General features: G+C 46.8%; 7 protein-coding genes. 3 read left to right on the top strand and 4 right to left on the bottom strand.

What is annotated here, in order from left to right:
- The first annotated feature begins 23 nt into the window (after positions 1 to 23).
- Positions 24 to 692, top strand: a complete 669-nt coding sequence (locus tag D0A34_18970) for a hypothetical protein (protein UNU20685.1) — start codon at positions 24 to 26, stop codon at positions 690 to 692.
- Here the strand turns inward: D0A34_18970 and D0A34_18965 are convergent.
- The 4 genes from D0A34_18965 to D0A34_18950 form a co-directional block, all read right to left on the bottom strand.
- Positions 682 to 867, bottom strand: coding sequence for a hypothetical protein (locus D0A34_18965; protein UNU20684.1), 186 nt, complete (start codon positions 865 to 867; stop codon positions 682 to 684). The two genes, D0A34_18970 and D0A34_18965, sit on opposite strands and share 11 nt — an antisense overlap.
- A 3-nt stretch (positions 868 to 870) precedes the next feature.
- Positions 871 to 1,128 carry a hypothetical protein gene (locus D0A34_18960; protein UNU20683.1) on the bottom strand — a complete coding sequence of 86 codons (258 nt, stop codon included), beginning with the start codon at positions 1,126 to 1,128 and terminating at the stop codon, positions 871 to 873.
- A gap of 549 nt (positions 1,129 to 1,677) precedes the next feature.
- Entirely contained in the window at positions 1,678 to 2,220 is a 543-nt protein-coding gene (locus D0A34_18955) for a hypothetical protein (GenBank protein UNU20682.1), read from the bottom strand.
- Positions 2,221 to 2,321: 101 nt separating this feature from the next.
- Positions 2,322 to 5,954, bottom strand: coding sequence for a hypothetical protein (locus D0A34_18950; protein ID UNU20681.1), 3,633 nt, complete (start codon positions 5,952 to 5,954; stop codon positions 2,322 to 2,324).
- A gap of 300 nt (positions 5,955 to 6,254) precedes the next feature.
- Here D0A34_18950 and D0A34_18945 point away from each other — a divergent pair, with 300 nt between their 5' ends.
- Together D0A34_18945 and D0A34_18940 are read left to right on the top strand one after the other, a co-directional pair.
- A complete protein-coding gene (locus D0A34_18945) occupies positions 6,255 to 7,406 on the top strand; it encodes a serine/threonine protein kinase (protein ID UNU20680.1) in 1,152 nt (383 codons plus the stop codon).
- 551 nt (positions 7,407 to 7,957) lie between these two features.
- Positions 7,958 to 11,485 (top strand): PAS domain-containing sensor histidine kinase, encoded by a 3,528-nt coding sequence (locus D0A34_18940; protein ID UNU20679.1) that lies wholly within the window; start codon positions 7,958 to 7,960, stop codon positions 11,483 to 11,485.
- The last annotated feature ends 57 nt before the right edge of the window (positions 11,486 to 11,542 follow it).

The raw sequence follows: 11,542 nt of genomic DNA, 5'->3' as shown, positions 1-11,542 counted from the left end.
CGGGCGATCGTCACACAGAATTTATGAGCGACAAGCAAGCGACACAGCGCCAACATAACATCAAGTGGAAACCAAACCTCCTGCTGGGGATACTCTTGTTAACCTTAGCAATCCCCTTACCCTTTGCCCAAAAGACTTTCGCACAGCAGCAGCAAACAGCCAGCTTTCGGCAGAAATTATTTCAAACTGCTCTTTATTTCACCCTCTATTTTGAGGGCGGATTCAGCAATCATCCTGCCGATAAGGGCGGCAGAACTTATCGGGGCGTTTTGCAAACGGAATACAACGCCTACCGCTACAGTCGTGGGCTTCCGCCCCTCGACGTGACGCAGATGTCGGAAGCAGAGCTCCTAGAAATTTATAAATATTACTGGGATTCGAGCCTCTCGGGCACGATGCAGCCGGCTTTGGCGATCGTCATGTTTGACACCGCCGTTAATTTCGGTATTAATAACTCAATTACCTTTCTTCAGCAAGCCTTAGGATTGCCACAAACGGGAGTTTTTGATGCCCGCACCAAGGAAGCGCTAAAAGGGGCAAATAACAGAAATACCGCGCTGCAAATGATTAATGAACGAATTATTTACCGCTACAAAAGAGTGCAAGAAGATCCGACTCAGATGGCTTTTTTCCGGGGTTGGCTGAGTCGCGATTATAGTTTGTGGGGCTATGTGAATAAGATTAAAAATTAAGCTGATTCATTTGTAAATAAGCCTTTGAGGGTGGGCTATAAGAACCTAACCCTACTCCCCACAAGAAAATTTGATATTTGTGGAATAAGCCCGAAAGCCTGTTGCTAATATTTGTGGAACAGGCCCGAAAGCGTGTTGCTAATATTTGTGGAACAGGAATCTTGCCGATTTCCATAAATTATCGACGGTGAAATTCTACTTCGTTTTCGAGAATCCGCACGTCAAAACGAGCAAGGAAATTTTGCCCTAAAAGTCCTTCGGCTGCTCGATCGCCGATCGCCACTTGGATGTGGTACACAACAGCGGTTTGCACTGCTAAAGATTGCACCGAACCTAAATCAAATTCCACAACCCTACCGTCAGCAACTGCCTCCTGGCAGCGCCCAGACGGCACGATTGTCAGCGCATCAGCCATCCTGCGGGTAATCAGCGTCATGCCTGCTAAGGTCGGACAAAGCTTCTGAATATTCGCCCCGATCGACCGCTTCGCGAGCTTCCTCGAAGAAAAGCGGGGACGACAGGTGTTTTGCTGAATTTAGCAAGCGCGTGTCTGCGATCGCATTTTCGAGGTCAACGATCTGCGACTGAATTGATACCCGTTCCCCAAATTACATCGCCCTCGGCTGCAAGCGCATCGCTTCCTTGTAATCGGCGATCGCACCTTTCAAATCCTGGAGTTTGCGCGCACTTGTGCTCTGGGCGGATAAGCTTGTGCGAACTTGGGATTTTTTTTCAAAATGCGATCGAGGCTTTGCAGAGATCCTGCTAAATCTCCAGTTTCTATCTGTTCTAATGCCTTTTGATAATCTGCTTGGCTCATATATTTCGCAGCACATATAAATTGCCAATCCCTTCAACCATAATAGCTTTTTAAAGGAAGCAGAAGTATGAAAGCAAAAGAACGTAAAACGATCTCGCCCTTTAGATACCCGACTTCTTAAAGAAGTCGGGTATCTGGGTGCTCTGTTTTTTTAGGTGGGTCTACTTACTTGCCGCAATTAGCAAAAGTAGAGAACAAGTTATAACCTTGAACTTTCCACGCTTGCCATGTATTCCGGTTGCCAAAAAGAATATGCATAGTTGCATCTCCATCCACGTAGCTTTGCCAACCTAATGCAGCAACAGTTGGGTACTGAGCTGGAAAATCCCCTAGCATAGGAGTTACTTGCTGGCCTAGTTTCCATCCTACCTTTTCGCTAAATTCTTTAATTTCACCTTCGCAACTTTGACAATTTAAACCCTTGCCCGCCTTCTGCCAAATCTCTAACTGCGGGGTCAAACCGTATTTGTTATTGCTGTGTTGCATCCACAATTGGTCGATCGCGCGGAGGTTCGGACAAGACGTGGGGTTGTTGCGGAGTAAAGAGACGGTTTCGCGATCGGCGTCGTCCCATTTCTTAGCTTCTAATAAGGTTTGTAGTTGCCTGAGTTCGCTGCTGGTTTCTTGTGCGTGAGCCAGAAAAGCTGGCTGCAAAACAGCAACAGATGCGGTGATGAATACTAGGGTCATTTTTCCAAATTTAAACATGATGCTCCTCCGGGTAAAAGTGATTTAACAAATGATTCGTTTTTAGTGCCTACCTCATTTAGAAGGGCAACCACAGGATTGCCCCTACGCTGGAGGTAAATCTAAACCAACACAAAATCCGATGCAGTAATAGAACTATTCAACCCAGTCACAGTTGTCAAAACTTGATCGGTGGATATAACTTTCAGCACTGTTCCTCCCGCAGTTTGACTAATTTCTAACTGCTGGAAAGTCAAACTGTTATCGAGGGCAAATTTATCGATACCCACCTCAAAATCAACCACCGTATCCGAGCCGATACTTGGAGTTAACAAAAAGCGATCGCTCCCGCTACCTCCAATCAGAAAATCGTTGCCATTTTCGCCACTGAGAAAATCATCTCCCAAACCGCCAAGCAAAGTATCATCTCCCTTGCCACCGTACAAACTGTCATTGCCGATACCGCCGTCCAAACTGTCAGCACCGCGGCCTCCAAATAGGATATCATCACCACTGCCACCTGTCAGCGTATCGAGTCCCCGCCCACCGTAAATAGTGTCATTGCCGCCGCCACCATCAAGGGAATCGCTAGCTTTTCTGCCAGTGATAAAATCGTTACCGCTGCCGCCGATTAAAGTATCGCTATCATCAGTACCGACAAGATTTTGGCCCTCAGCGCCGAGAATTTCAGGAGAAGTATTGACGAGTTCCACATCACCTTGCACAACCGGAACAGCGGGTTGAGAAGGTGCTGGATTACCTTGAATTTTGGCACTCAAAGATTCGCCCGTATTTTCGGAAACTACCTGTGCGATTGGTTTTGTGCCAGCGCCCGCTTCTTCCAGGGCGATCGAACTTTCACCCAATGTCACCTTTTGGACTTTAGCAATTTCCGAGGGAATAAACTCAGGCAAAAAGTTAGATTTAACTTTATCCGTGCTTTGATTTGCCTCAGCCATTACCTTCGCCGCTTCCGGGGCAATTTGGGAAAGTTTTTCAGTGTTGAGATTGGTGTCAAATTCTTTGACCTTGGCAACAGATTGCTGGATAATGCTTTCTACCTGTGCCGCATCGCTCAAATCCAGGGAACCACCGGATTGAATTTTACTGTTAATTGCCCCGACAACAGCTTTGACGATCGCAGCATTGTCCGCCGTAGATGCACCGTCTATGAGGCTGCTGGTTTGGGTGATGACGTTGTGGACTTTTGTCATGGCGACTAGAGTTTCAACGCCCCCAGGCTCATTTTTTGCTGTAGAGGCGATCGGATCTAAGTCGCTCAAGTCAACTCCCGCAGGAATAGACAGAGTAGATTTAACTTTTGACTCGGCTTCACTCTGCGTCATTCCCCCAGCCATCAAATCAGTTACCAAACTGGTTAACAAAGTGACAACATTAGCATCCGCAGGTGCAGAAACAGGCATTTCCAGCGGCAAACCTGTCGCAGTATCCGTCCCGCCAAAAGCAACTAAATTGCCTTCATCTGCATCGATTTTCCCATTTTTATTTTTGTCGAAAGTCTCCAAGGGAATATCGAGCTGATATGCACCGTTAAAGTCAGTAGTAGTTGATGGTTCGTTACTATCTTTAATGCCATTTTTGTTAGCATCTAGGAAGATGGTTGCACCGGAGATGTAACCATCAATAACAAAGCCTTCGCCCATAATAACGGTCGTCTGAAGAAGAGGATCGTCATCGTCAGTATTGTAAGCGTAAACAATTGATGTAGTTAACCCGGAGTAATTGGGATCGGCGCTAACAGCAGGGTCGGCAATAATACTGTAATTTTGAGTTCCATCAAATACAAAATCATCAACGCCTCTTACCCTCACGATCTGCTCTAGATTCCAATTAGTAGAATTGAAGGTAACAGTTGGCCTGTCAATTACTCCTTCTCCCACACTATCGGTACTAAAATTAATACTCACATCAGCAGTAGGTGGGCTGTTGAGTTTGACAGTGAAGTGGTCTGTGCCACCTGTTTCCCAAGTGACTAAGAATCCCGCTGGTGGATTAATAATAATGTCTGGAGTTGCAAGTATCAGTGGGGGCGTCCCTAGTGTCGGCGTCACTGGCGTCACTGGTGTCGGCGTCACTTCTGCAGGCGTCGGCGTCACTTCTGCAGGCGTCGGGGTGACTGGCGTCGGCGTCACTGGCGTCGGGGTGACTGGCGTCGGCGTCACTGGCGTCGGGGTGACTGGCGTCGGAGTGACTGGCGTCGGAGTGACTGGCGTCGGGGTGACTGGCGTCGGGGTGACTGGCGTCGGGGTGACTGGCGTTGGCGTCGGGGTGACTGGCGTTGGCGTCGGGGTGACTGGCGTTGGCGTCGGTGTCGGCGTAGTGTCGTTATCGTCGATCGCCACTATCACCCCTGGCACCGAAATTTCGTTATACTTAGCATCAGTGCTGGTTGCAGTGTGAGTAATATTAGCGCTGTCTGTACCTTGGGCAACTGTATCGTCAACAGCTTTTACCGTTACGGTTTGAGCAACATTCCAATTATTTGGAGTGAAAGTCACAGGGGCGATCGGCTGAATCTGATTATTGGTTGTGAGATTGATGGTAACGGGGGCTGTTGGCTTCGACTTTAATTTGAGCTGGTAACTGCCATTCGCGCCACCTTCTGTAACTTCCGTTTCGGTAAGACTAACAGAAACACCAACCGTATCATTGTCCTCATTTCCGCTACCCTCCGCTACATCATCGTTGTTGAGTAAAACCGAGACGCTGTAAAATTCTTCATTATTGTTTGTCGTAGTTAAGTCTGTCTTGCTGTCAGCATTAAAGTCCCCAACAGCAATGATAAAGGGATCTTCCCCAGCCGAAAAGTTGGCGGGCGCACCAAAACTGCCCGTACCATTTCCCAACAAAATGGAGATACCACCATCGCTCGTCACAGCTAAGTCTGATTTGTTATCGCTGTTAAAGTCCCCAACAGCAACGCTATTGGGAAAGTCCCCCGCATTAAAGTTAGTGGGAGCCCCAAAGCTGCCTTTCCCTGTCCCCAACAGGATTGATACGCTGTTAGATTCGTCGATGTTTGTTACAGCTAAATCTGGCTTGTTATCCCCATTGAAGTCCCCTGTGGCGAGCCCTTTCGGATCGTTCCCCGCCTTAAATTTAGTAGGAGTCCCAAAGCTGCCTGTCCCTGTCCCCAACAGGAGCGATAGATTATCAGAAGAGTCTATGAAGGCTAAGTCGAGCTTGCCGTCAGCATTAAAGTCTTCCACGGCGAAAAACCGCGAATTCGACCCATTAACATTAAGGTTAGTAGGAACCCCAAAGCTGCCTGTACCAGTTCCTAACAGGATCGATAGATTGTTATTGCCTATCGTAACTAAATCTAGCTTGCCGTCGCTGTTAAAGTCACCCGCACCAACACCAAGGCCAAAATTTGACTTCCCATCAGCTTCCCCCGTATCAAAGCTCGTGGGAGTGCCAAAGCTACCTGTGCCATTTCCCAACAGGATGGCTACTTCACCTACATCTGCGCTGTCCCTCTTTACAGAAGCTATGTCGAGGTTGCCGTCGCTGTTAAAGTCCCCTAATGCCAGACTTATGGGCATAAAGCCGATCTTAAAGTTGTTGGCAGTGCCAAAGCTGCCAGTGCCTGTCCCCAACAGAATGGAGATGTTGTTAGTTACTTGATTCGCTGTGGCGATATCTGGCTTACCGTCTTTGTTAAAATCTGCTACAACAACGTCACTCGGCCCTTCGCCGACAGGGAAGCTGGTTGCGGTACTGAAGATAGACATGATTAATTTACCTATTAATTGACAACAGTCGTTTCTGGTGTTTGCAGTTGTAAAGTCGAATCTGCGAGACCCTAATTTGGCAATGTACTCTCTCGTTAAAAGTTGTAGTTGAGATAGTAGCAGTAACTACTTAAAACGTCAATTCATAAAATTCATAACATAAAGTCATAAAAGTCATATTGGTAAAAATATATTTCAATAAGTAGACAATCTAGCAAATTTAAGAGAAATCATATATAACAGAAATCTAGGGATATAAAAATGCGTGGCTCCTGTACAAATCACTTAAAATATGAAGCTATGACAGTAGAAGAAGCAACATTGTTTTTGGACAATCTGGTATACGAACAAACGGAAAAACACCTAAGTCGGTTGCAACAGTCGATAATTCGAGGCGTTGTAGGGGGTTTGACGTACAAAGAAATTCAGCAAAACGATCCGATCGCCCGTGGGTACACAGTGTGCTACCTGGGGCGGTATGTCGGCTACAACTTGTGGAAAGACCTCACCAAGGTACTGAAGCAAGCAGAAATTATTGGACAAGAAGAAAGAGTCGTCGGAGCAAATCTTTGGGACTGCATCATGAGAGCTGTACAAAAAGGCACACAACCAGCTAATTCTCTCGATCCCATGTTGCAAAAGCTGCTGCGGATGCGTTACCGACTCAGAGAACATTTGGTCAGCACCGAGTACAGCGATACCTATCTGGCTGAAGATGAAAATTTGCCCGATCGACCTTTGTGCCTCGTCAAGCGCCTGAAAAGCCAGTGTGAGAGAACCAGCCACCTATTCGATCGAGAAACGCGGCTTTTATATCGATTGGGCCACCACGATCGGATACCGGAATTGTTAGCTCGCTTTGAAGAAGATGGATATTTTTATTTAGTCTATCAATTCATCGAAGGGCAACCCCTGTATCAAGAACTAATTGAAGGTCAACCCTGGGAAGAAGATCAGGTTATTGCTTTGCTGAAAGATATCTTGGAAGTGCTTGTCTTTGTTCACAAACAAGATGTAATTCACCGCGACGTTCACCCTCAAAACTTAATCAGGCGGACATCAGATGGCAAGATTGTATTAATTGACTTTGGGGCAGTTAAAGAAATCAACACTTCACAAAACAGCATCGGTCAAACGAAATCGCGCGGCGGTACTCAGCAAGACTACATTCCCCCCGAACAAGCCATCGGTTCCCCGAAACTGTGCAGCGACATTTATGCTGTCGGGATCATCGGGATTCAAGCCTTGACAGGAATGCGCCCGAAACAACTCAGAGTTGATAATTTAGGGAATCTCATCTGGCAGAAAAATGTAAGTGTCACCCCGGAGTTGGCTAGCGTTTTAGACAAGATGGTGCTTTACCATTTCCCACAGCGTTACCCGTCAGCAACCGAAGCTTTGCAAGCACTTCAAAACTTGGGAGTGAGTTGTCATTTGACAGTTGACAGTTGACAGTTACCAAACCCGACTTTAATATCCCCTCTTTAGTCCGCGCAGGCGGACTTTGTTTGTGTAGTAGCGGTTTCAACCGCCGAGTCTTATGTGTTCTGCCGATCGCATTAACCACAGCCACAGCACCCGGTTTACAATGCGAGTGATCTTGTTGCCGATCGACTAATCCGCTACTATTACGCCTTGATGTACTGAGTAAAAACACTCGGTCTTGCCGCGCGATCGGGTCCTAATTGCCAAGGAAGAAGGCTGAAGCCTTAAGCAACAAGGCTGACGGCTTAAGCAACAAGCAACAAGCAACAAGCAACAAGCAATTTTTTGTTTTAACTTACAAGCAAGAAAAATTGTTATATTCTGCCGAATGCCTTCTACATAAGAGCCTTCAAGCTTCAGTTGACTATCTATCTAAAGTTAGATAATATAATTAATATTTTATGCTTAAGAGCTTTGAGAAAATTTTAAGCAGCTTTGTATAGCGGACAACAATATCACTAAAGTGTTTATTGTTACCTTAGATACGTAGAAACCCAATAATTAGAGGGAGCGAGAAATTGGAAGTTTTTGAACGAGCACAACAACTGCAAACGCCCTCCACCCGAATGGCTGCTGTCGAGTCTTTTTCCAAAAAAGCGAGTATTGCAGTAATGGCGATCGGCTGTACAGTCATTTTGGGTTGGATATTCGATCTGCAACTGTTAAAAAGCATTCTGCCCGGACTCGTGACGATGAAAGCCAATACTGCGATCTGCTTTATTTTGGGCGGGTGTTCTCTGTTCATCCAACAGCGGCGGCGCGCCGAATTAAGGGCAAGAAAGTATCAAAAAATTACTAATTTTTTAATTTATAGCTGTTCATTTTTAATTATATTAATTAGTCTATTAACCCTCGTTCAATATAGTTTTAATGTAGACTTAGGCATCGACAAACTGCTATTTAAAGAAAGTTACACCTTGACAAGCGCCGGAATACCAGGACGCATGGCTCCGAATACTGCTGGTGCTTTTTTATTGGTGGGAATAGCCTTGCTGCTGCTGTCAGAACGTCGCCCTAAATACCTGCGGATTCAAATCTTAAGCTGTTGTGCATTTTTAATTGCATTTATGGGTTTGATAGGCTACATCTACGACAAAGCTTTATTTTACCAAATTGGCAATTATACAGGAATGGCTTTGCACACGTCGGCAGCATTTATGTTGCTGAGCTTCGGCATTTTATTTGCCAGTCCAGAGCGAGGATTGATCGCAGTAATGACCAGCGATCGCGCCGGCGGCATCATGGCGAGGCGCTTGTTGCCACGGGCAATCATTATCCCGCCTTTAGTCGGTTATTTCATCCTATCGGGACAGCGGTTACAAGCCTACACGCCAGAGGTAGGGATATCGCTGTTAAGCGTATTGAACGTGATTATTTTTACAATTATGATTTGGCAGAATGCCAAAACTCTTTGCAGCGCAGACCGGAAGCGCTATCGAGCGGAAGTGGGACTTAGGAAAGCTAAATCAGACTTAGAAACTCAAGTTGAGAAACGAACTATCCAACTGCAACTCGCCAATGAGCAATTGCAGGAGCAAATTTTCGACTCTCAAACAACAAAGCAGGCGCTTCAAAACAACTACAACCTCTTGCTTGCCGTCATCAATAGTACGCCAGCAGCCTTATTTGTCAAAGATATTCAGGGCCGTTACCTGATGCTCAATGCTGCAGGAGCCAGTATAATTTGCAAGTCTGTAGACGACATTACTGGCAGAGATGACAGCGAATTATTTCACCCGGAAATTGCCGACAAAATTAAAAAAACCGATCGCCCAATTATGACAACGGGAACAACGCAAGCGATCGAAGAAGAGCTGCCAGTTAAAGGAAATTTGCGGACATTTCTTTCTACAAAAAGTGCTTACCGGGACGGACTAGGAAATATTAGCGGTATAGTTACCATCGCGCGGGATATTACTGAAAGCAAAAAAGCCGAAATCGCCAACAAAAGTCTGGCAGCAATTCTGGAAGCAACCCCGGATTTTGTAGGTATCTGCAACCTCGAAGGACGCGCCGTTTACATCAACAAAGCAGGCAGAAAAATGGTGGGTATAGACGAAAACGAAGATATATCCAACCTACAAGTTGCAGAATTCACGCCAGCGTCAGGTCGCAGCCATTTGAATCAAGCGATCGCCACCGCTGTTTCCGGGGGCTTTTGGAGCGGAGAAACAACCTTTCTGTCAACATCGGGACTAGAAATTCCCGTCAGCCAAGTCCTCATCTCCCACTCCGCGCCGGACGACAAACTCACATACATTTCGACGATCGCCCGCGACATTAGCGATCGCAAACAAGCTGAACAAGCGCTGCAACTGTCTCAAGCTCGTTTCGCCGGCATTGTAGAAATTGCCGACGACGCGATTATTTCGGTGGATGCGGAGCAAAAAATTATCTTGTTCAACCAAGGTGCAGAAAGGATTTTTGGGTGGACGGCTGCTGAGGCGATCGGGCAATCCCTGAGCTTGCTGTTGCCCGAAGCTTTTGCCACGGATCATCGTCACCTCGTCAGCAATTTCGGCGGCGGCGTTAAACAAGCCCGAAAAATGGGCAGCCGCAAAGAAATTTTCGCCCGCCGCCGAGACGGTACAGAATTTCCCGCCGAAGCTTCTATTTCCAAACTCGAAGTTGCAGGCGAAATCATATTCACAGCAATTTTGCGCGACGTGACAGCCAGCCGAGAAGCCGATGAATTTGTGCGTCTGAGCGAGGAAAGATACCGATCGCTCGCAAGGGCCACCGCGCAACTGGTATGGATGACAGACGCCCAGGGAAAGCCGATCGCACCGATCGACTGGATGGCATATACAGGTCAAAGTTTCGAGGAAGCTACAGACAACTGGGTTTCGGCAATTCACCCAGACGATCGCCCGATCACGGCGCAAGCTTGGATGGGCGCAGTAGAAGCCAAAAGTCTCTACGAAGTCGAGCACCGTTTGCGGGCAGCAGACGGTAGCTACAGACACTTCTGGGTGCGCGGAGTTCCTGTTTTAGCAGCAGACGGCAGCATTCGCGAATGGGTGGGAACTCACACCGACATTAGCGATCGAGTCCAAGTTTTGGAAGCACTCAAGCAGTCCGAGGGACAGTATCGATCGCAAGCAGCCGAGCTCGAAAAAGCTGTCCACGAGTTGCACCAAACTCAAACTCAACTAATCCAAACCGAAAAAATCTCCTCTCTCGGGCAGCTAGTCGCCGGTGTAGCCCACGAAATTAACAATCCGATTAACTTCATCTACGGCAACATCACCCACGCCAGCCAATACGCCACAGACTTGCTCGGTTTGCTCAATCTTTACCAGGAAAAATACCCAAATCCCGTCCCGGAAATTGTAGAAGCAGCCGAAGATATTGAAGTTGATTTCTTAATGGAAGACTTTACGAAGATTTTGGAATCAATGAAAGTAGGAGCCGATCGCATCCGCGACTTAGTTGTATCCTTACGCAACTTTTCCAGACTCGACGAATCGCAGATGAAGCGAGTAGACATTCACGAAGGAATCGAAAGCACTTTGCTAATTTTGCAGCACCGGATCAAAGCTAATGTACTTCGTCCCGCGATTGAGATTATCAAAGAATACGGGACTTTTCCACCAGTCGAGTGCTATGTAGGTCAGCTAAATCAAGTATTTATGAATCTTTTAGGAAATGCGATCGACGCCCTCGAAGACTACAACAGCACTCATTCTTCCCAAGAAATATATGCTCGTCACAACCGAATTCGGATTAGCACCTGTGCGAATGCAGACACAGTAACAATTCGCATTGCCGACAACGGGATGGGAATCAATCAAGAAGTTATTAGCAAGTTGTTTGACCCCTTTTTCACTACTAAACCAGTCGGCAAAGGCACAGGTTTGGGACTGTCAATCAGCTATCAGATTATAGTTGAAAAACACCGAGGCAAATTGCAGTGTATTTCCACGCCCGGGGAAGGTGCAGAGTTTGTCATCGAGATTCCCATTTGCCAGGAAGTATCAGCGTTGGCTACCGAAAACACAAAGGAAATGGTCATGAGTCATGAGTCATTAGTCATGAGTCATTAGTCCTGAGTTTCAGGGCTGATCCATCGGGGGGGGCTAGAAACCCGGTTTCTACGAGTT

The organism is Microcoleus vaginatus PCC 9802, from assembly GCA_022701275.1.
In the GTDB taxonomy this organism is placed as follows: Bacteria; Cyanobacteriota; Cyanobacteriia; order Cyanobacteriales; family Microcoleaceae; genus Microcoleus; species Microcoleus vaginatus_A.
The sequence above is the reverse complement of the archived record's forward strand: the minus strand, read 5'-3'. Positions and strand labels throughout refer to the sequence as shown.

Excerpts from the sequence above, each read along its gene's own strand:
- D0A34_18950 (UNU20681.1), bottom strand. The coding sequence starts at position 5,954 with ATGTCTATCTTCAGTACCGCAACCAGCTTCCCTGTCGGCGAAGGGCCG.
- D0A34_18960 (UNU20683.1), bottom strand. The coding sequence starts at position 1,128 with ATGACGCTGATTACCCGCAGGATGGCTGATGCGCTGACAATCGTGCCG.
- D0A34_18955 (UNU20682.1), bottom strand. The coding sequence starts at position 2,220 with ATGTTTAAATTTGGAAAAATGACCCTAGTATTCATCACCGCATCTGTT.
- D0A34_18970 (UNU20685.1), top strand. The coding sequence starts at position 24 with ATGAGCGACAAGCAAGCGACACAGCGCCAACATAACATCAAGTGGAAA.
- D0A34_18945 (UNU20680.1), top strand. The coding sequence starts at position 6,255 with ATGACAGTAGAAGAAGCAACATTGTTTTTGGACAATCTGGTATACGAA.
- D0A34_18965 (UNU20684.1), bottom strand. The coding sequence starts at position 867 with ATGGAAATCGGCAAGATTCCTGTTCCACAAATATTAGCAACACGCTTT.